Annotated in this window: 19 protein-coding genes; 8 read left to right on the forward strand and 11 right to left on the reverse strand. The window is 74.7% G+C overall.

The features are described from left to right. Window positions 1–167: 167 nt before the first annotated feature. The 4 genes from ypfJ to QSJ97_RS10275 all read left to right on the forward strand — a co-directional run bounded on the left by ypfJ (window position 168) and on the right by QSJ97_RS10275 (window position 2,611). Entirely contained in the window at window positions 168–1,136 is a 969-nt protein-coding gene (gene ypfJ, locus QSJ97_RS10260) for a KPN_02809 family neutral zinc metallopeptidase (protein ID WP_285671659.1), read from the forward strand. A gap of 474 nt (window positions 1,137–1,610) precedes the next feature. Further along, window positions 1,611–2,051, forward strand: a complete 441-nt coding sequence (locus QSJ97_RS10265; RefSeq protein ID WP_285671660.1) for a GNAT family N-acetyltransferase — start codon at window positions 1,611–1,613, stop codon at window positions 2,049–2,051. Window positions 2,052–2,070: 19 nt separating this feature from the next. Further along, window positions 2,071–2,355 (forward strand): DUF4169 family protein, encoded by a 285-nt coding sequence (locus tag QSJ97_RS10270; RefSeq protein ID WP_285671662.1) that lies wholly within the window; start codon window positions 2,071–2,073, stop codon window positions 2,353–2,355. Beyond that, the gene (locus QSJ97_RS10275) at window positions 2,348–2,611 is read left to right on the forward strand and encodes a ribbon-helix-helix domain-containing protein (protein WP_285671663.1); all 264 of its coding nucleotides are present in this window, start codon (window positions 2,348–2,350) and stop codon (window positions 2,609–2,611) included. The genes QSJ97_RS10270 and QSJ97_RS10275 overlap by 8 nt, the downstream gene beginning before the upstream one ends. Window positions 2,612–2,711: 100 nt before the next feature. Here the strand turns inward: QSJ97_RS10275 and QSJ97_RS10280 are convergent, their stop codons facing one another. Both QSJ97_RS10280 and QSJ97_RS10285 read right to left on the reverse strand, forming a co-directional pair. After that, entirely contained in the window at window positions 2,712–3,458 is a 747-nt protein-coding gene (locus QSJ97_RS10280) for a cytochrome c biogenesis CcdA family protein (protein WP_285671664.1), read from the reverse strand. A gap of 114 nt (window positions 3,459–3,572) precedes the next feature. Continuing rightward, on the reverse strand, window positions 3,573–4,097 hold the full coding sequence (locus QSJ97_RS10285; protein ID WP_285671665.1) for a c-type cytochrome: 525 nt from the start codon (window positions 4,095–4,097) through the stop codon (window positions 3,573–3,575). On the opposite strand from QSJ97_RS10285, the gene QSJ97_RS10290 reads away from it, so the two are divergent. Then, window positions 4,089–4,349 (forward strand): sulfurtransferase TusA family protein, encoded by a 261-nt coding sequence (locus QSJ97_RS10290; protein ID WP_285671667.1) that lies wholly within the window; start codon window positions 4,089–4,091, stop codon window positions 4,347–4,349. The genes QSJ97_RS10285 and QSJ97_RS10290 overlap by 9 nt on opposite strands. 16 nt (window positions 4,350–4,365) lie before the next feature. On the opposite strand, the gene QSJ97_RS10295 is transcribed toward QSJ97_RS10290, so the two are convergent. Beyond that, a complete protein-coding gene (locus tag QSJ97_RS10295) occupies window positions 4,366–5,307 on the reverse strand; it encodes a ChaN family lipoprotein (RefSeq protein ID WP_285671668.1) in 942 nt (313 codons plus the stop codon). Then, complete coding sequence (locus QSJ97_RS10300) at window positions 5,304–6,134, reverse strand: HTD2 family dehydratase (RefSeq protein WP_285671669.1); 831 nt, start codon at window positions 6,132–6,134, stop codon at window positions 5,304–5,306. The genes QSJ97_RS10295 and QSJ97_RS10300 overlap by 4 nt, the downstream gene beginning before the upstream one ends. Before the next feature lie 46 nt (window positions 6,135–6,180). Between QSJ97_RS10300 and QSJ97_RS10305 the strand changes: the two genes are divergently transcribed. Then, the gene (locus QSJ97_RS10305) at window positions 6,181–6,570 is read left to right on the forward strand and encodes a VOC family protein (RefSeq protein ID WP_285671670.1); all 390 of its coding nucleotides are present in this window, start codon (window positions 6,181–6,183) and stop codon (window positions 6,568–6,570) included. Between the two features lie 366 nt (window positions 6,571–6,936). On the opposite strand, the gene QSJ97_RS10310 is transcribed toward QSJ97_RS10305, so the two are convergent. The 4 genes from QSJ97_RS10310 to pyrC form a co-directional block, all read right to left on the reverse strand. After that, window positions 6,937–7,428, reverse strand: coding sequence for a hypothetical protein (locus QSJ97_RS10310; RefSeq protein WP_285671671.1), 492 nt, complete (start codon window positions 7,426–7,428; stop codon window positions 6,937–6,939). Window positions 7,429–7,582: 154 nt separating this feature from the next. Further along, on the reverse strand, window positions 7,583–8,671 hold the full coding sequence (locus tag QSJ97_RS10315) for a hypothetical protein (protein ID WP_285671672.1): 1,089 nt from the start codon (window positions 8,669–8,671) through the stop codon (window positions 7,583–7,585). 63 nt (window positions 8,672–8,734) lie between these two features. Next, entirely contained in the window at window positions 8,735–9,421 is a 687-nt protein-coding gene (locus tag QSJ97_RS10320; protein ID WP_285671673.1) for an orotate phosphoribosyltransferase, read from the reverse strand. Then, complete coding sequence (pyrC, locus tag QSJ97_RS10325) at window positions 9,418–10,476, reverse strand: dihydroorotase (RefSeq protein ID WP_285671674.1); 1,059 nt, start codon at window positions 10,474–10,476, stop codon at window positions 9,418–9,420. The genes QSJ97_RS10320 and pyrC overlap by 4 nt, the downstream gene beginning before the upstream one ends. Before the next feature lie 116 nt (window positions 10,477–10,592). Between pyrC and QSJ97_RS10330 the strand changes: the two genes are divergently transcribed. Beyond that, the gene (locus QSJ97_RS10330; protein ID WP_285671675.1) at window positions 10,593–11,366 is read left to right on the forward strand and encodes a SecDF P1 head subdomain-containing protein; all 774 of its coding nucleotides are present in this window, start codon (window positions 10,593–10,595) and stop codon (window positions 11,364–11,366) included. Window positions 11,367–11,456: 90 nt separating this feature from the next. Here the strand turns inward: QSJ97_RS10330 and gyrA are convergent, their stop codons facing one another. After that, entirely contained in the window at window positions 11,457–14,165 is a 2,709-nt protein-coding gene (gene gyrA, locus QSJ97_RS10335; RefSeq protein ID WP_285671770.1) for a DNA gyrase subunit A, read from the reverse strand. 1,330 nt (window positions 14,166–15,495) lie between these two features. On the opposite strand from gyrA, the gene QSJ97_RS10340 reads away from it, so the two are divergent. Then, window positions 15,496–16,203, forward strand: a complete 708-nt coding sequence (locus QSJ97_RS10340; protein ID WP_285671676.1) for a DUF2270 domain-containing protein — start codon at window positions 15,496–15,498, stop codon at window positions 16,201–16,203. A 123-nt stretch (window positions 16,204–16,326) separates the two neighbouring features. Here QSJ97_RS10340 and ssb read toward each other — a convergent pair whose 3' ends face one another. Together ssb and QSJ97_RS10350 are read right to left on the reverse strand one after the other, a co-directional pair. After that, on the reverse strand, window positions 16,327–16,857 hold the full coding sequence (gene ssb / locus QSJ97_RS10345) for a single-stranded DNA-binding protein (protein WP_285671677.1): 531 nt from the start codon (window positions 16,855–16,857) through the stop codon (window positions 16,327–16,329). Window positions 16,858–16,962: 105 nt separating this feature from the next. Further along, the gene (locus QSJ97_RS10350; RefSeq protein ID WP_285671678.1) at window positions 16,963–17,616 is read right to left on the reverse strand and encodes a hypothetical protein; all 654 of its coding nucleotides are present in this window, start codon (window positions 17,614–17,616) and stop codon (window positions 16,963–16,965) included. Window positions 17,617–17,675: the final 59 nt, after the last annotated feature.

The following is a 17,675-nucleotide window of genomic DNA, read 5'->3' on the forward strand; positions in this document are numbered from 1 at the left end:
GACCGGGCGATCCCGGCGGGCCGGCGGGCCGCCGGCACCGGGGGCGCGCGGAGGGTCCGGGCACGCGCCGCCAAGCCATGTACGTGCGGCCCCGCCGGGCTACAATGGAGGGCGTGAGATTCTGCGCGGAGCGGGCGGGCCGCCGCCGCGGCAAGGGGGAGACAGGCATGAAATGGCGCGGACGGCGAAGCAGCCGGAACATCTCCGACCGGCGGAGCGGCAGCGGCAGTGGCGGCGGCCGCGGCGGCGGGCTGGGCGGCCTCGGCAGCATCCTGCGCGGCGGCCGCGCGGCACCGCAGGGCCGCAGCCGCGGCCGGGTCACCCGGCGGCGCGGCGGCATCGGCCTGATCGGCATCGTCGTGCTGCTGGTCGGGATGTATTTCGGCCTCGACCTCGCCCCCTTCCTGACCGCGATGCAGGGCGGCGACGGCGGCGGCATGGTCCCGGCGCCCCGCGAGGCCGGCCAGAGCCCGGCCGGCCCCAACACCATCGACGACGAGACCGAGGAATTCGTCGCCGTGGTGCTGGCCGATACCGAGGAGGTCTGGACCGCCGAGTTCGCGCGCCACGACGCGGCCTATGCCGAGCCGACCCTGGTGCTCTTCGCCGGCCAGGTGCGCTCGGCCTGCGGCTTCGCCAGCGCGGCGAGCGGGCCGTTCTACTGCCCGGCCGACCGGCAGATCTATCTCGACACCGATTTCTTCCGCACGCTCGAGCGCCAGCTCGGCGCCCGCGGCGATTTCGCCCGGGCCTATGTGATCGCCCACGAGGTGGCGCATCACGTGCAGAACCTGATGGGCGTGATGGCCGAGACCGCGCGTGCCCGGCGCGGCGCCAGCGCAGCCGAGGCGAACGCGATCTCGGTGATGGTCGAGCTGCAGGCCGACTGCCTCGCCGGGCTCTGGGCGCAGCGCGCCGAGCGCCGCTTCGGCAGCCTCGAGCCCGGCGACATCGAGGAGGCGATGAACGCCGCGGCGCAGATCGGCGACGACGCGCTGCAGCGCCGCAGCCAGGGCCATGTGGTGCCCGACAGCTTCACCCATGGCAGCTCGGCGCAGCGCCAGCGCTGGTTCGCCGCCGGCTACCGCGGCGCCGGCATCGGCGCCTGCGACACCTTCTCGGCCGAGCGGCTCTGAGCGCCGGCCGGGCCAGCGGGTGCCGCCGGCCGGGCCATCGGAGGCCATCGGGGACGGCCGGGGGCGACCGCCCGGGCCGTCGGAGGCCACCGGGAGCAGCCGGGGGCGACCGCCCGGGCCGTCGGAGGCCATCGGGGCGGCCCGGGGGTGATCGGCCGGGCCATCGGAGGCCATCGTGGGCGGCCCGGAGGCGACCGGCCAGGCCATCGGGGACCATCGGGGGCGGCCGGGGGCGACCGGCCAGGCCGTCGGATGCCATCGGGGGCGGCCCAGGGGTGACCGGTCGGGCCGTCGGAGGCCATCGGGAGCGGCCGGGGGCGACGGCCCGGGCCATCGGATGCCATCGGATGCCATCGGGTCCGCCGGGCGCTGACCGGGGCGCGCCGGCCGGCCCCTCCCCCTCCGCGCCGGTCTGTGCGAGAATGCCGCCATGCAGCGACGCAGCGAGGTCCGGCCGGCGCGCCGGCACAGCAGATGAGCACGATCCGCCCGGCCGAGCTCTCGGAGGCCGCCGCGCTCGCCACGATCGCGCGCGCCGCCTATGGCGTCTATGTCGCCGAGATCGGCCGCAAGCCGCCGCCGATGCTGCAGGACTTTCCCGCCGCCATCGCCGCCGGGCGGGTCTGGGTCGCCCGGCGCCCGGCGCAGGGCTTCGTGATCGCTTTCGCCCGGGGCGCCGACTGGCATGTCGAGAACCTCGCGGTGAGCCCCGCGGCGCAGGGCAGCGGGCTCGGCCGCACCCTGCTCGCCTATGCCGAGGCCGAGGGCCGCCGCCGCGGCCATCCCCGGGTCACGCTCTACACCAATGCCGCGATGTCCCGGGCGCTGGCGCTCTATCCGCGGCTCGGCTACCGTGAGACCGGCCGGACCCATGACGACGGCCTGCACCGCGTGCATTTCGCCAAGGATCTCTGAGCCGGAGGAGCGCGCCGCCATGCCCGACCGCCCCGATGACAACCCCGACGACCGTCCCGATGACGACCGCGACGGCCGCCCCGACGATCGTCCCGCGGCCCCGCCGGTCAATCTCCGCCGCGCCCGCAAGGCCCGCGACCGGGCCGCGAAACGCGCCGCCGCCGATGCCAGCGCCGCGGCGCATGGCGTACCCGGGGCGGCGCGCAGCCTCGCCGCGGCGCGGCGCGAGAAGGCCGCGCGCGATCTCGAGGCGCATCGCCGCGAGCCGGCCCCCGGCAGCCCCGGGCCGGACGGCGATGGCTGAGCCGGAGGCGCCCGACCGGCCGGTGAAACGCTCGCTCACGCTCAGCGGCCACCGCACCTCGGTCAGCCTCGAGGCCGCCTTCTGGGACGCCTTCCGCGAACTCGCCGCCGGCCGCGGCGTCTCGGTCAACGCGCTCGCCGCCGAGATCGACGCCGCACGCATGCCGCCGGCCTCGCTGGCCAGCGCGATCCGGGTCTTCGTGCTGCGGGAAATCCGGGCCGGAAGCCCGCGCCGCGGCCCCGACCCCCGGGCCTGAAATCGCCGCCCGCCACGGGCGCGAGACGGGCACCGCCCGGCTCCGGCGCGGCGCCCCCCTCGATGGGGGGCGGCGCGCCGCTCCCCCCCGAAAAAGCCGGTCAGCCGATCCGGCCGAGCACCGGGAAGGTCTCGAGCAGCCAGAACGCCATCTGCTCGAAGCGGCCGGTGACCATCATCAGCCCGACCGCCACCAGCAGCGCCCCCATCGCCTTCTCGACCAGCCCCATGTGCCGGCGGAAGCGCCGCGCCCAGCGCAGGAACGGCCCGACGAAGAGCGCCGCGACCAGGAACGGCAGCCCGAGCCCCAGCGCATAGACCGCGAGCAGCCCGGTGCCCGCCGCCAGCGTCTGCTCCTGCGCCGCCATGGTCAGGATCGCCGCCAGGATCGGCCCGATGCAGGGTGTCCAGCCGAACGCGAAGGCGAGCCCGATCACGTAGCTGGTGCCATAGCCGCCGGCCCGCGCCGGCCCCGCGAAGCGCGCCTCGCGGTTGAGGAACGGCAGCCGCAGGAGATGCAGGAAATGCAGCCCCATCACGATGATCAGCGCGCCGGCGATCTGCCCCAGCAGCGTCTTGTTCTGCAGCAGCGTCTGGCCCACCGCCGAGGCGCCCATGCCGAGCGCCACGAAGACCGTCGCCAGCCCCGCCACGAAGAAGCAGGCCGAGACGAAGACCCGCCGCTGGGTGGCCCGGTCGATCTCCTGCTCCTCGCCGCTGATCTGGTCCAGCGTGGTGCCGCCGAGATAGGCGAGATAGGGCGGCGCCAGCGGCAGCACGCAGGGGCTGAGGAAGCTCACCACGCCGCCGCCGAAGGCCGTCGCCACTCCGATGAGGCTGATCTCCACGCCGTCTCTCCCTTGCTGCCGAGCCTGCCGGAGCCCGCGCCCCACGGCTGACGAATAGGAGCAGCGCCGCCCGCGGGAAAGCCCCGACGATGCGCGCGGCGGCTCACAACTGCGTCAGTCCGGCGGCGTCTCGCCCGCCGCCGCCCCGGCATCCGGCGCCGGCGCCGCCGCCAGGAAGGCCACCAGGTCCTCGATCTCGGCCGCGGTGAGCCGCGGGCCGCCATAGCGCGGGTCCGCGGCGCCGAGCCGCTGCCCGGCGGCGAAATATCCGGGCATCGCGCTGCCCGGGCGGCGCACCTCGGGCGCGACGATGGCGAGCCGCACCGCGCCGGCGCCGGCCTCGGCCGCGAAGGCCCGCAGCGCCGCCAGCCCCGGCGCATCGCCCTGCCCGTGGCAGCCGGCGCAGCCGGTCGCCCCGGCATCGGCAAAGAGCGCCGCGCCGCGGGCCGGGTCGCCGGGCGCGCCGGTGAGGCTCCGCGAGATCCGCGCCGCATCCTCGATCACATAGGCCGCCGCGCCGCCGGCATCGGCCGCGCCGGCCGGCCCCGCGGCGCCAGCGATCAGCGCCGAGGCCACGAGCCGCCGCGCCGCCCGCTTGAGCCGGCCCCGCCGCTCGGCTAGGACGGAGCGATGAGCCAAACCCCCGACATCCCCGCCGCCGAGACCCCGGACGAGCTCGACACCTGCGGCCTGCTCTGCCCGCTGCCGGTGCTCAAGACCCGCAAGCGCCTGCAGGGGCTCGGCGCCGGCGCGCTGCTCCGGGTGCGCGCCGACGATCCGGCATCCCGGGTCGACATCCCGCATTTCTGCGCCGAGCAGGGCCATGCGCTGCTCGCGCTCGAGGAGGCGCCCGGCGGCGTGCTGGTCTTCCTGCTGCGCAAGGGCGGCTGAGACCGCCCCGCCGGGCTCACCGGAACGCCGCACAGGGGTCCTCCCGGTCTGCCGGCGGCGCGAACCAGACATAGTCGTAGGGCAGGGCCCCGGCCGGATAGTCCGCCACCTGCCGCCGCGCCGGATCGGTCTCGAGCTGGCCGAGCACGCGCAGCGCAAGCCCCGGCTCGCTGGCCGCGAGATAGAGCGGCATGCCCCGGTCGCGCCGGGCATGGCCGTTGCCCATGATCGCCGCCACCTGGCCGCCGCCGAGCACCGCGGCGCGGCGCACCGCATGGGCCAGCCGGGCATCGCGCAGCCGCTGCGCCTCGACCATGCCGGGCGCCGCCGAGGCCGGCAGCGCGCCGCAATGCGCGGCCACCATCTCGGCCTCCGCCGCGGCCTGCTGGGCCGGCGGCAGCGGCGCCCCCAGCCCATAGGCCCTGGCCCCCGGGCCGAAGGCGATCCCGGCGCTCGCGCCGATCGCGAGCTTCAGCCGGTCGCGCGTCACCGCCGCCCCGGCGACATAGGCATCCCCCGCCGCCTCGAAGACCGGGCGGTAGAGCGCCCAGTCGGGCCAGCCGAGCCGGTCCCAGCCGATCGCCGGGCCGATCGCCGCCGCATCGCCGCCCTCGGCGCGGAACACCAGGATGCCCTCCTCGCTGGCCTCCGGCACCATCTCGAAGGCGATGCCGGCGGGCGCGATCGCCGCCACCATGCGGGCCTGGCGCCGGTGATGCGCCGGATTGTCGTGGATCTCGCCGAGCACCGCCACATCCGCCGCATCCAGCGCCGCCGCCAGCTCGGCCTCGGAGATCGCCCGCCCGGCGGCAACGTCCCAGATCACGCCCTCGAGCGGGTGGCCGGTGGAGACCGGCCCGGTGCTGGCCGGCGCGCAGCCGGCGAGCCAGCCGAGCAGCGCCAGCGCCGCCAGGCCGAAGCCGCGCTGGATGCGCCCGATGCGGCCGGGGCCGCTCATCGCCGCGCCTCGGCAGCCATCGCCAGCCGGCCATCCTCGCCGCGGATCCAGAGCGCGAGCCCCTCGCCCTCCTCGCGCGCGCAGGCGGCGAAGCGCTCGCCGGCGAAGACCGGCGCGGTGGCGCGGAAGGCGAAGCTCCGCGGCGGCCCCATCAGCTCGCCGGTCAGCTCGAGCAGCAGCGTCGCGAGCAGCGGCCCGTGCACCACCAGCCCCGGATAGCCCTCGACCCCGCGGGCATAGTCCGCGTCGTAGTGGATCCGGTGGCCGTTGAAGGTGAGCGCCGAGTAGCGGAACAGCGCGGTGGCATCGAGCGACCAGACCCGCCGCGCGGTCTCGTCGCCGCGCGCCGGCGGCGGCGCCGGGGCCGGGCTGCCGGGCGGCGGGTCCTCGCGATAGACGATGTCCTGCTCCTCGACCGCGGCGAGCCCCGCCGCGCCGGTGATCTCGTGGCGCAGCGTGACGAAGGTGAGCGCGCCGGAGCGGCCCGCCTTCCCGGCGATCCCGGCAACCGTGGTCAGCTTCTCCGCCGGCGCGCCGAGCGGCAGCGGCGCGTGCAGCGTCAGCCGCCCGCCGGCCCACATCCGCCGCGGCTGCGCCGGCCGCGGAAACAGCCGCCCCGGCAGCGGATGCCCGTCGGCCCCGAGCGCGGCGCGCGGCGCCGCCTCGCGGAAATGCATCCAGTGCCAGAGCGGGGGCAGCGGATCGCCCGGCCCCGGCTCCGGCCGCGTCAGCTCGAGCGTCGCGATCAGCGCCGCCGCGGCCCAGGGGTCCATCGCGTCGACCCGCCGCTCGCTCGCCTCGATCCGCCCGCCTTCGGCTGGGGCCATGCCGCGCCTCCTTGCACCTGCCTGCGCCGAGCGCTAGGCATATAGCATGCGCAAGGGTCCGATCCAGAGCCTCGACCATCTGGTGCTCACCGTGGCCGATATCGACCGCACGGTGGCCTTCTACGTCACGCATCTCGGCATGGAGGAGGTCCGCTTCGGCGGCGGCCGGCGGGCGCTCGCCTTCGGCACGCAGAAGATCAACCTGCACGCGGCGGGGCGGGAATTCGAGCCGAAGGCGGCGCATCCCCTGCCCGGCTCCGGCGATCTCTGCTTCCTCACCGCCGAGCCGGTGGCGGCGGCGCGGGCGCGGCTCCTCGCCGCAGGCGTCGCGGTGGAGGACGGACCGGTGCCGCGCACCGGCGCCGCCGGGCCGCTCAGCTCGCTCTATCTGCGCGACCCGGACGGCAACCTGATCGAGCTCTCCAACCCGGCCTGACGGACGGAGCGGACGGCGCCGCCGCCTGCCGCAAGCCGGCGCCTTGGCTTCGCCGCGGGATCGACCCGCAGGCAACCTGCCGGATCCCGGGGAACGACCCGCCGGATCGCGTCGTGGACATGCTCCGGGGCTGCCGGACCGGCATAGCGGTCACGCGCGTGGTCACGCGGCACCCGCGGACCGGCCCGGGATGCGCCCCGGCGACGACGATCGCGGAGCGCCTCCATCGCCTCGCCGGGGAACCGAAGGCCGAGTTCTCCCGAATGGCCGGCATGCCGATGCACCTCGCCCCCCCAGGGCCCCGGCCTGATACCGGGCAGGGACCGGCCCGACCGTTTCGGTCGCCGGTAGGCGCTCGCAGGGCAGTCACTCCGCGCGCCCCTCGCCTCCGGCCGCCGCGGGCCGCTTCGGATCGCCGGGGCGCGGCTGTCGCTTCTGCCCGGCGAGCCTCGCCGGCGCATCTCCGCCAGCCCGGGCCCGTTCAGGCCGGACATTGCCGCCGAAGCTGCCATCGCGACGACGATCTCGGCGAAAACAAGCGATCTCCATCGCCGGGATGACCCCCCCGCCGGGCGCCGGCTCCATCTCCGGGCAACGGGAGCGCCCCTGCCGCGGGACCACCACTTCGCAGCGGAGGACCATCGCCTCGCCGCCTTCCGGCTGCCCGCCGCGCGCCGGGGCTTCGGTCGCGTGATCCGGGAGCCCTGTGGCAGCGATCATCCGGTCACCGTCCCGCCCCGGCGATGACGTCATCACCACCTGTCCGCAGCGGAGGACCATCGCCTCGCCGCCTTCCGGCCGCCCGCCACGGGCCGGGGCTTCGGTCGCGTGATCCGGGAGCCCTGCGGCAGCGATCATCCGGTCACCGTCCCGCCCCGGCGATGACGTCATCGGCGCGGCGGTGCCACCCGTGCAGGCCCGCCGGCATCCGGGTGGGTGGGCGGGGGATGGCGGCGGGCCTGCGCGGCCGCCCGCGCCGACCGCCGCCGGGACCTGTGCCACTGCCTCTGCCTCAGCCCCAGGCCTTGGCGATCCTGGCGCCGATCCCGGCCACCTCGCGCAGGATGTCGAGCTGGTCCTTGCGGGCCTTCGCCGTCGAGGTCAGCGCCGCGCGCTCGCCGCGCAGTGCCGCGGTCATCTCCGCCAGCCCGGCCGACAGCTTCGCCTGCGCCGCCCTGACCCCGGCGAGATCGCCCACCGCCCCGGTCGCCTCGGCCGCCGCGGCGCGCCCCGAGGCCGCCGCCTTCAGCCGGCTCGCGAAACCGGCCGCCGCCTTGCGCTCGGCGGCGCCGAGCGCGCTGTCGCCGGCCTGCCGCGCCGCCTCCGCCGCCTGGTCGCGCAGCGCCCGCGCCGAGGCCCGCATCGCCAGCGCCTCGGTCTGCGCCGCATCGCCGGCCCGCTGCATGGTCTCGATCCGCCGCGCCATCGCGTCGACGGCATCCTTCAGCGCCTTGAGATCCGCCTCCACCGCCTTGTGGGTGAGCGCGAGCTGGTTGAACGCCTTCTCCCGGTCCTCCACCGCCTTCCAGGTGGCCGAGACCGCCTTGCCGATGCCGGCCAGCGCCGCGAGCGCCGCCGGCACCCCGACCACCGGCGTGGTGGCGAGGCTGGCCAGCGCCGCGCCATAGGCGAAATAGGGCACCCTGGAGACCTTCTCGCGGGCCTTCTTCTCCGCCGCCTTCAGGCTTTCGGCATGCTCGCCGCGCTTCTCCTTCAGCGCCGCCTCCAGCGCCCGGCGCCGGGCCTTGGCGAACAGCGTCGCGGTCCACTTGTCCCACATCGCCGTGATGGCGTCGCTCTCCTGCCTGAGGAACCCGGTGAGATCGGCCTCGGAGCCGAGCCGGCCCTTCGCCGCCTCGGCCGCGACCACCCTGTCGAGCGCACGGCTCTGCGACTCCAGATCGGCGATCGCGCGGCACTCGGCCTCGAGCTTCTTCTGGAAGGTCTTCGCGAAGCCCTTGGCGTAGTCGGTCTTCGCCACCGCGCCCATCTCGAACTCGAACTCGAAACGCGCGCCCTCGAAGGTGACGACCTTGCCCTTGGAGGCCGCCAGCTCGCAGACACAGACGAGCCTGCTCCCGGAAATACTGCAGTCGAACATCGGGGTTCCTCCTGCTGCCCTCGGTCAGACGATCCGGCACGGGCGCGGGGAAAAGCCCCGCCGCTAGAGGCTGTCCTTTCCGCCATTGGCGGCGGACCAGGCGAGCGGCGCCTCGAGGAAGGCTCCCACCTGGTCGAGCACCTCGGGCGGGAAAGCCTGCCGTGCCCGCGCCTCCGCCAGCACCTCGGCCCATGTGGCCAGGTGATGTAGCGCGATGCCATGGCCGGCAAGCCGCTCCTCCACACCCTCGAACACGCCGTAGTAGAAAAGCACCAGCGTATGCGCGCATTCCGCCCCGGCCTCGCGCAGCGCGTCGACGAAGCTGAGCTTCGAGCCGCCATCGGTGGTCAGGTCCTCGACCAGCAGCACCCGCTGGCCCTCGGCCAGATGCCCCTCGATGCGGGCATCGCGGCCGAAGCCCTTGGGCTTCTTGCGCACATAGAGCATCGGCAGGCCGAGGCGCTCGGCGATCCAGGCGGCGAAGGGAATGCCCGCGGTCTCGCCGCCGGCCACCGCGTCGAAGCGCTCGTAGCCGGCCCGCGCCAGCACATGGGCGGCGGCATAGTCCATCGCCGCCGCGCGCAGCCGCGGATAGGAGATCAGCTTGCGGCAGTCGATATAGACCGGCGAGGCCAGCCCCGAGGTCAGCCTGTAGGGCGGGTCGGGGCGGAAATGCACCGCCTCCACCTCGAGCAGCATCCGTGCGACGTCGCGGCCCATCACCGCGGGATCGGGGGTGGCAAAGTTCATGACGTCTCGGTCTCCGTGATGTCCTCGGCGCGCCAGTGCAGCGGGAAGCCCGGGTCGAACACCGTGACCGGCCCGGCCCCGGTCTCGATCTTCGCGGGCGGCGTCCAGGCGGCGCCGCGGCTGAGCCGCACCCGGCCCGGATTGGGCGCGACGCCGTAGAAGGTCGCGCCGTGGCCGGCGACGAAGCCCTCGAGCCGGTCGAGCGCATCCGCCGCCTCGAAGACATGCGCCAGCACCGGCAGCGAGACCGGCGCGGTGAAGCAGCCGGCGCAGCCGCAGGCGGCCTCCTTGGCGTCGTCGGCATGGGGCGCGCTGTCGGTGCCCGAGAAGAAGCGCGGATCGCCGGAGGTCGCCGCCTCCACCAGCGCGGCGCGGTGGCGCTCGCGCTTGGCCACCGGCAGGCAGTAGTAGTGCGGGCGGATGCCGCCGGCGAGGATGTGGTTGCGGTTGATCACCAGGTGATGCGTGGTGATGGTGCCGGCCATGCCCTCCTGCGCCCGCACGAAGGCGAGGCCCTCGGCGGTGGTGATGTGCTCGAGCACCACGCGCAGCCCCGGCACCCGGTCGCGCAGCGGGCCGAGCACGCGCTCGAGGAACACCGCCTCGCGGTCGAAGATGTCGATCTCGGGGTCGGTCACCTCGCCATGCACGCAGAGCGGCAGCCCGATCTCCGCCATGCGCTCGAGCACCGGCAGCACCTTGCCGAAATCCCGCACGCCGGAGGCCGAGTTGGTGGTGGCGCCGGCGGGATAGAGCTTGACCGCGGCGACCAGCCCGGCCGCGGCGGCGCGGGCGACATCCTCCGCATCGGTCGCCTCGGTGAGGTAGAGCGTCATCAGCGGCGTGAAGTCCGCCCCGGCGGGCAGCGCCGCGCGGATCCGCTCGCGATAGGCCGCGGCCTCGGCCCCGGTCACCACCGGCGGCACCAGGTTGGGCATGATCAGCGCCCGGCCCGCAACGGCGGCTGATTGCGGCGCGACGCCGGCCAGCATCGCCCCGTCGCGCAGATGCAGGTGCCAGTCGTCCGGTCGGCGCAGGGTGAGGCTGTCGGTCATGGGCAGGTCCGCTGGAGGTTTCGGCCGGGTCATAGCCGGTCCGGCGCGGGATGAAAAGCGCCGCGCGGGGTGCTAGGCTCGGGCAGACGGTGCCACCCGCCGGAGGAGGATCGCCCATGTCCCGCCCGCTGCAGCTTTGTGCCCTGCTCGCCCTGCTGGTCTCCGGCGCCGCCGCGGCGGAGGAGCGGATGCGGCTGCTGCTGACCTTCGGCACCGCGCCATCGGTTGCGGCGGAGGTGGCGGCGGCGATGCGCGCCCGGCTCGACCGGCTGGGGGCGGAGGCCGAAATCGCGCCGCCCGGGCCGGACGGGCGCATCCGCGTCACGCTCGACGGGCCGGCGGAGGCAGAGGATGCCGTCGTCGCCGCGCTGCTCGCCGAGGGCCGGCTGGCCTTCCACAGCCTGCCGGATTTCGCCGACGGGACCGGCGCCGCCTGCCCCGATCCGCTGCCGCACGGGCTGATCTGCCTGACGGATCTCTCGGCGCCGCCGCAACCCTGGCTGTTCGACGCGACCCCGGCGCTGACGCCGAAGGAGATCGGGGCCGAGGCCAGCATCGACGGCGCCGGCCGGCCGGCGGTCTCGGTGATCCTCGGCACCGCCGATGCCGAGCGGTTCTGCGCGCTCACGCTGCAGCATGTCGGCGAGCGGCTGGCGGTGGTCCATGGCGACCGGGTGCTGACCGTGCCGCTGGTGCAGGAGCCGATCTGCGGCGGCCGGATCCTGATCTCCGGCAGTTTCGGCGCGGCCGAGGCGGCGGCGCTGGCCGAGGCGATCGGCATGGCGCCCTATGCCGCGCCGGTCGCCTATCTCGAGAGCGTGCGGACCGAGGCGCCGGAGAGCGCATGGGGCGGCGTGATCGAGGGGCTGAAGACGCTCGGGCAGGACTGAGCGCCGGCCGGACAGCGCGCCGGGGGGAGCTCGGCGGGCACATGGGGCGGCGGGCGCCCGGGGCCCTGCCCCCCCGCGCCCGCCCGAAGATCAGGCCCCGCCCTCGGTCTCCTCGCCGTTCTGGTCGGCGATCCAGGCCACCGAGACCACCCGCTCGTCTGGCGCGGTGCGGAACACGTTGACGCCGCCCGCCGCGCGCGAGCGGAACGAGATGTCGGCCACCGGGCAGCGGATCGACTGGCCGGCATCGGTGACCAGCATGATCTGGTTGTCGTGCTCGACCGGGAAGGCGGTGACCACGCGGCCGCCGCGCAGGCCCTTGTCGATCGCCTGCACGCCCTGCCCGCCGCGCCCGCGCACCGGATAGTCGTGGCTCGAGGAGAGCTTGCCGAGGCCGCGCTCGGTGATGGTGAGGATCAGCTCCTCCGCCGCCGACATCTCGGCATAGCGCTCCGGCGGCAGGGCGATGTCGGCCACCGCATCCTCGCGCTCCTCGCCGGCATCCGCCGCCTCCTCGCCGCCGTTCTCCTCCTCGAGCCCGCCGGCCACCGCGCGCCGCGCCTTCAGATAGGCCGCGCGCTCCTCCGGACTCGCCTCGAAATGCCGGATCACCGACATCGCCACCACCTCGTCGTCGCCGCCGAGGCGGATGCCCCGCACGCCGGTCGAATCGCGGCCCTTGAAGACCCGCACATCCGTCGCCTGGAAGCGGATCGCCCGGCCCCTTGCGGTGACCAGCATCACGTCGTCCTGCGCGCCGGCGATCCCGGCATTCACCAGCCGCACGCCCTCGGGCAGCTTCATCGCGATCTTGCCGTTGGCCTTGACGTTGGTGAAGTCGGACAGCGCGTTGCGCCGCACGTCGCCGGCGGAGGTGGCGAAGACGATCTGCAGCCGCTCCCAGTCGTCCTCCGGCACGTCCACCGCGAGGATCGCCGCCACGCCCGCCTCGTTGGAGATCGCGCCCAGCACATGCTTGAGGAAGCGCCCGCGGGCGTTGCGCCCGCCCTGCGGCAGCCGCCAGCACTTGATCTTGTAGACCATGCCGTCGGTGGTGAAGACCAGCAGCGGGGTGTGGGTGTTGGCGACGAAGAGGCGGGTGACGAAATCCTCCTCCTTCATCGCCATGCCGCCGACGCCCTTGCCGCCGCGCTTCTGCTCGCGGAACTCGGTGAGCGGCGTGCGCTTGACATAGCCGCCATGGGTGACGGTGACGACCATGTCCTCGCGCTCGATCAGGTCCTCGTCCTCGAGATCGCCCTCGAACTCGACGATCTCGGTCTTGCGCGGGGTGGCATAGGCGTCGCGGATCTCGGTGAGCTCGTCGCGGATGATGCCGAGGATGCGCGGCCGCGAGGCGAGGATCTCGAGATAGTCGCGGATCTTCGCGGCCAGCCCCTCGAGCTCCTCGGCGACCTCGGCGACGCCGAGCGCGGTCAGCCGCTGCAGCCGCAGCTCGAGGATCGCCCGCGCCTGGGTCTCGGAGAGGGTATAGGTCCCGTCCTCGTTCATCTTGTGGGTCGGGTCGTCGATCAGGCGGATGTAGTCGGCGATCTGCTCCGCCGGCCAGCGCCGCCCCATCAGCCGGGTGCGCGCCTCCGAGGGGTCGGCCGAGGACCGGATCGTCGCCACCACCTCGTCGACATTGGCCACCGCCACGGCGAGGCCGCAGAGGATGTGGGCGCGCTCGCGGGCCTTCTTCAGCAGATGCGCCGTGCGCCGGGCCACCACATCCTCGCGGAAGGCGATGAACTCGGCGAGGATGGTCTTGAGATCGAGGCTCTCGGGCCGGCCGTGGTTGAGCGCCAGCATGTTGCAGCCGAAGGAGGTCTGCAGCGGGGTGAAGCGGTAGAGCTGGTTCAGCACCACGTCCGGCGTCGCGTCGCGCTTGAGCTCGATCACCACGCGCACGCCGAACCGGTCGGATTCGTCCTGCACATGGGCGATGCCCTCGATCCGCTTGTCGCGCACCGCCTCCACGATGCGCTCGATCATGGTGGACTTGTTCACCTGGTAGGGGATCTCGTCGACGATGATCGCGAAACGGTCCTTGCGGATCTCCTCGACATGGGTCTTGGAGCGGATGATGACCGAGCCGCGCCCGGTCACATAGGCCTTGCGCGCGCCGCTGTGGCCGAGGATCTGCGCCCCGGTGGGGAAATCCGGCGCCGGCACGATCTCGATCAGCTCCGAGAGCGTCATGTCCGGCCGCTCGATCAGCGCCAGCGTCGCCTCGATCACCTCGCCGAGATTGTGCGGCGGGATGTTGGTCGCCATGCCCACCGCGATGCCGCCGGCACCGTTGACCAGCAGGTTGGGGAAGCGCGCCGGCAGCACCGTCGGCTCGGTCTCGCGGCCGTCGTAGTTGGCGACGAAATCGACGGTATCCTTGTCGAGATCCTCGAGAAGCGCGGCGGCGACCTTCTCCATGCGCACTTCGGTATAGCGCTGCGCCGCCGGCGGATCGCCGTCCATCGAGCCGAAGTTGCCCTGCCCGTCGAGCAGCGGCAGGCGCATCGAGAAGTCCTGCGCCATGCGCACCAGCGCGTCATAGACCGCCTGCTCGCCATGCGGGTGCAGCGCACCGATCACCGCACCGACCACGCGGGCCGACTTGGAATAGCCGCGCTCGTAGTTCTGGTTGTTCGAGTGCATCGAGAACAGGATGCGCCGGTGCACCGGCTTGAGCCCGTCGCGCAGATCCGGGATCGCGCGGGAGACGATGACCGACATCGCATAGGAGAGATAGCTCGACCGCATCTCCTCCTCGACCGCGATGGACGGGCCGTCATGGGGCATGCGGCCGGAGGGCACGCCGCCGCCGTCCTCGGGCGGGCCGCCGGGAAGATCGTCGCCGGTGTCGCGGGGGGTCTCGTCGTCGTTCAAAAGGGTCTCCTCACCGGCCTCTGACGGCCGGGCCTCGGGCGCCTCTGGGATGTTTGTTGCGCTTATACGACGCCGCTCTGATCGGGGCAACGGCAGGGGTGGTATGCATGGCGGCGAAAGCCGCCGTCGGGGCCGCCCGCCCCGGATGAAGGCGGCAGGGCCCGGCGGAAGCGTCCCGCCCCCGCGCTGCGCGAGGCCGTGGCCGCCGCCCTCGCCGACGGGCAGAGGCGCGTGCGGCAGGGTTTCGCCGCGCGGCCGGGCGGAAGCGGCGGCCGGCGCGGCCCGGCCATCGCCGCCATGCTCCGCCGGCACCGGTACGGCAGTCGCCCCGCACTCCGCCGTGCAGCCACCCTCCGGCTCCCCGGGGTGCCGCCGTGCCGCCGCCTCACCGACCCGGCGACACCCTTGTGCCGGAAGCTCTCGCAGGCCCCGAGCCGCATCACGCCCAGGCAACCCGAACAGCGGGGCGGCGAGCTTGCGGCAACCGCTGCCGCGGCGCTGCACCGCGCCGCGGCGAGGCGCGCCGTTCGGGCCGCTCCCGGATCCTGGCACGACCGACAGCACCGACCGCCGGGCGCTTCGCCGCCCGCGCGGTGCCGCGGCGGCCGGCACCGCGCCTCCCTCGCCGGGATCGCCAGCATCGCGGCCCACACCGTTGCCGTCCCGAGGCTCGGCCGGGCGGCCGTGCGCGGGAACCCGCGAGACCGGCCGACCGGTTGACCGCATCGGCGCCTTCCTGCCATCGGCCGCGAGCGCCCGGCCCTGGCAAACGGCAACCGCCTGACCCGTGCCCCGGTCCCTGCGCAAAGCCCGCTGCCGCCTCACGCCGGGAGCCCGGCAATGGGCGCGCCTCGTCTCCCGGCCGCCAGAGGCCCGGGAGCGCGCGGGCGGCAAGAGGGCAAACACCGGCATTGCCGTCGGAGCGCAGCGGATCGGCACGGGGCCGGCGGGGCCGGCGCCGATCCCTCGGCCCTCGAAAGCGCGCGCGGGCGCGGTTCGCGCGCGAGGTCCGGCACCCGAGGCGCTCCGATGGCTCGCGGCATCCCGCCCATGCGGCACGGCCCGGCCCCGCGGCGCTGCGGCCGGGTGCAGGGCGCGCGGCACTCCCGCCGATGCCGACCCATTGGCGGGCCCGCGCGCCGGACTCCGGGCCGGGCCGCACGCCGCGCCGCGGATTCGCCATTCATTCGGGGCCGCCGCCGCCTTACCCTCAGGGAAAAACAATCCCCCGGAGGACGTCCGAATGCCCATCCCTGCCGCCGAACCGATCACCGATCCCAACCCCGAGCCCGGCACCGCGGCCCGGGGCTTCAGCTCGCCCGAGATGGGCGCCATCGCGCATCTCTATCGCGGCGAGGTCTACCGCTCGACGATCTGGCGCACCCGCCTCGACAACACCACCAACTGGGCGGTGGTCACCACCGGGCTGGCGCTCTCGATCAGCTTCTCCTCGGCCGAGGCCTCGCCGCTGCCGCTGATCCTGGTCGGGCTCCTCGTGGTGGTGTTCCTGCTGCTCGAGGCCCGGCGCTATCGCTATTTCAACGTCTGGCGGGCGCGCTGCCGGCTGATGGAGACCGACATCTTCTCGCCGATGCTGCGCGGCGAGGGGGTCACGCTCGACGGGCGCTGGAACCGCATGCTCTCCGACGACTACCTGCAGCCGAAGTTCCACATCCCCTATGTGCTGGCGGTGGGGCGCCGGCTCCGGAAGAACTACGGCTACATCCTCGCCGTGCAGGCGGTCTCCTACTACGGCAAGCTGGCGATCCACCCGGAACCAATCGACAGCCTCGACGCGCTGTTCGCGCGGGCCGCGGTGGGGCCGATCCCGGGGCTCTGGGTGGTGCTGGCGGGGCTCGCCTTCCACAGCGCCTGGATCGGCCTGGCCGTCGGCACCTGGCGGATGGAGCTGCACCGGCGCAGCCGCACCGCGCTGATCGCCATCGCCTGAGGGCCGGCCCGCCCGGCACCGCGCCGCTCGGCGCGGACGGGTGGGCGGGCGGGGTCCGGGCCGAGCGGCGCGGTGCCGGGCGGGGATCGGCGACCGGTGGGGCCGGGATCGGTGGGGCGGGGATCAGAAGGGGATTTCGTCGTCCATGCCGCCGCCAGGACCGCCCGGGCCGCCGGAGCCGCCGCCATGGCCGCCGCCGCCGGACCGGCCGCCGCCATAGCCGCGGTCATCGCCGCCGCCGCCATAGCCGCGATCGTCGCCGCCGCCGCCCCCGCCATAGCCGCCACCGCCGCCGCCTTCGCTGCGGCCGTCGAGCATGGTCAGCTCCGACCGGAAGGGCCGCAGCACCACCTCGGTGGAGTAGCGGTCATTGCCGTTCTGGTCCTGCCATTTCCGGGTCTCGAGCTGGCCCTCCACATAGACCTTCGAGCCCTTGCGCAGATACTGCTCGGCGACGCGGATCAGCGGCTCCGAGAAGATCGCCACCGAGTGCCACTCGGTGCGCTCGCGACGCTCGCCGGTCTCGCGGTCCTTCCAGTTCTCCGAGGTGGCGAGGCGGAGGTTGCAGACCTTGCCGCCGTTCTGGAAGCTCCGGACCTCCGGATCGCGACCCAGATTGCCAATCAGGATCACCTTGTTCACGCTGCCTGCCATGGGCCGTCCTCTCCTCTGTCGGGCGTCTCGGGCGTTTGGCGCCGACCCTAGCGCGCCCCGCAGGCCGCGGCTAGACCGGGCAGCACCACCGGGCGGGCGCTCGGCTCAGTCGCCGCCGGCGGCGGCCGGGTCGTAGTGCCCCAGCACCCGGCGCGTCGCCGGGTCGAGCAGCAGGATGCGGCGCTGCACCCGGGCATAGATCATCCCCTCGGGCGGGCGGGGCAGGCCATAGGTGCGCCAGTCCAGCGTCACATGCGGCATGGCCGCGGGCAGCACGCTGCCGACCCGGAGCGCGGGCTCCCGCGACACCGCGCCCCGCGGCAGCAGGCGCATCCCGGGCGCCGCCGGATCGGGCGGACCCGCCGGCCGCGGCGACGCGGCGGGCGCGGCCTCATTCGCCTCAGGCGCCGCCTCGCGCAGCCGCAGCCGGGCCCGGTCGTCGCCGTAGTATCCATAGGGGTCATAGAGGTAGTAGCCGCGCCTCGGGCGCCGCCGGCCCCGGTCCCGCCCTCCGCCATGGCCGCCGTCGCGGTCGCCGAGGCGCGGGCCCGGCTGCCCGGGTTTCGGGCCGCCGGCATCGTGCCCGGCATCGGCCCGGCCGCGCTCCACCGGCGCCCGGGGTGCGCCGACCGGAGCGCGGGCCTCCGCCTCCCGCTGCCCGGCGCCGCCGCCCGCCTCCGACGGCCATGCCGGCCCGCCCGCGCAGACCAGCGGCACGAGCGCGACGGCGAGAACGTATCCGAGACGGCGATGCGGCATGGGACGGCCTCCTGCGGTGCTCCCGCGCCTCAGGATAGGGCACCGGCGCGGCCCTGCGA

Source organism: Paralimibaculum aggregatum, from assembly GCF_030270585.1.
Lineage (GTDB): Bacteria > Pseudomonadota > Alphaproteobacteria > Rhodobacterales > Rhodobacteraceae > Thermohalobaculum > Thermohalobaculum aggregatum.

What these genes read in the sequence shown, in the direction of transcription:
- ypfJ (WP_285671659.1), top strand. Translation starts at nt 168, where the DNA reads ATGAAATGGCGCGGACGGCGAAGCAGCCGGAACATCTCCGACCGGCGG.
- QSJ97_RS10310 (WP_285671671.1), bottom strand. Translation starts at nt 7,428, where the DNA reads ATGATCGCTGCCGCAGGGCTCCCGGATCACGCGACCGAAGCCCCGGCC.
- QSJ97_RS10300 (WP_285671669.1), bottom strand. Translation starts at nt 6,134, where the DNA reads ATGGCCCCAGCCGAAGGCGGGCGGATCGAGGCGAGCGAGCGGCGGGTC.
- QSJ97_RS10330 (WP_285671675.1), top strand. Translation starts at nt 10,593, where the DNA reads ATGTCCCGCCCGCTGCAGCTTTGTGCCCTGCTCGCCCTGCTGGTCTCC.
- QSJ97_RS10320 (WP_285671673.1), bottom strand. Translation starts at nt 9,421, where the DNA reads ATGAACTTTGCCACCCCCGATCCCGCGGTGATGGGCCGCGACGTCGCA.
- pyrC (WP_285671674.1), bottom strand. Translation starts at nt 10,476, where the DNA reads ATGACCGACAGCCTCACCCTGCGCCGACCGGACGACTGGCACCTGCAT.
- QSJ97_RS10340 (WP_285671676.1), top strand. Translation starts at nt 15,496, where the DNA reads ATGCCCATCCCTGCCGCCGAACCGATCACCGATCCCAACCCCGAGCCC.
- QSJ97_RS10265 (WP_285671660.1), top strand. Translation starts at nt 1,611, where the DNA reads ATGAGCACGATCCGCCCGGCCGAGCTCTCGGAGGCCGCCGCGCTCGCC.
- QSJ97_RS10275 (WP_285671663.1), top strand. Translation starts at nt 2,348, where the DNA reads ATGGCTGAGCCGGAGGCGCCCGACCGGCCGGTGAAACGCTCGCTCACG.
- QSJ97_RS10270 (WP_285671662.1), top strand. Translation starts at nt 2,071, where the DNA reads ATGCCCGACCGCCCCGATGACAACCCCGACGACCGTCCCGATGACGAC.
- QSJ97_RS10350 (WP_285671678.1), bottom strand. Translation starts at nt 17,616, where the DNA reads ATGCCGCATCGCCGTCTCGGATACGTTCTCGCCGTCGCGCTCGTGCCG.
- ssb (WP_285671677.1), bottom strand. Translation starts at nt 16,857, where the DNA reads ATGGCAGGCAGCGTGAACAAGGTGATCCTGATTGGCAATCTGGGTCGC.
- QSJ97_RS10290 (WP_285671667.1), top strand. Translation starts at nt 4,089, where the DNA reads ATGAGCCAAACCCCCGACATCCCCGCCGCCGAGACCCCGGACGAGCTC.
- QSJ97_RS10295 (WP_285671668.1), bottom strand. Translation starts at nt 5,307, where the DNA reads ATGAGCGGCCCCGGCCGCATCGGGCGCATCCAGCGCGGCTTCGGCCTG.
- QSJ97_RS10315 (WP_285671672.1), bottom strand. Translation starts at nt 8,671, where the DNA reads ATGTTCGACTGCAGTATTTCCGGGAGCAGGCTCGTCTGTGTCTGCGAG.
- gyrA (WP_285671770.1), bottom strand. Translation starts at nt 14,165, where the DNA reads ATGCCCCATGACGGCCCGTCCATCGCGGTCGAGGAGGAGATGCGGTCG.
- QSJ97_RS10305 (WP_285671670.1), top strand. Translation starts at nt 6,181, where the DNA reads ATGCGCAAGGGTCCGATCCAGAGCCTCGACCATCTGGTGCTCACCGTG.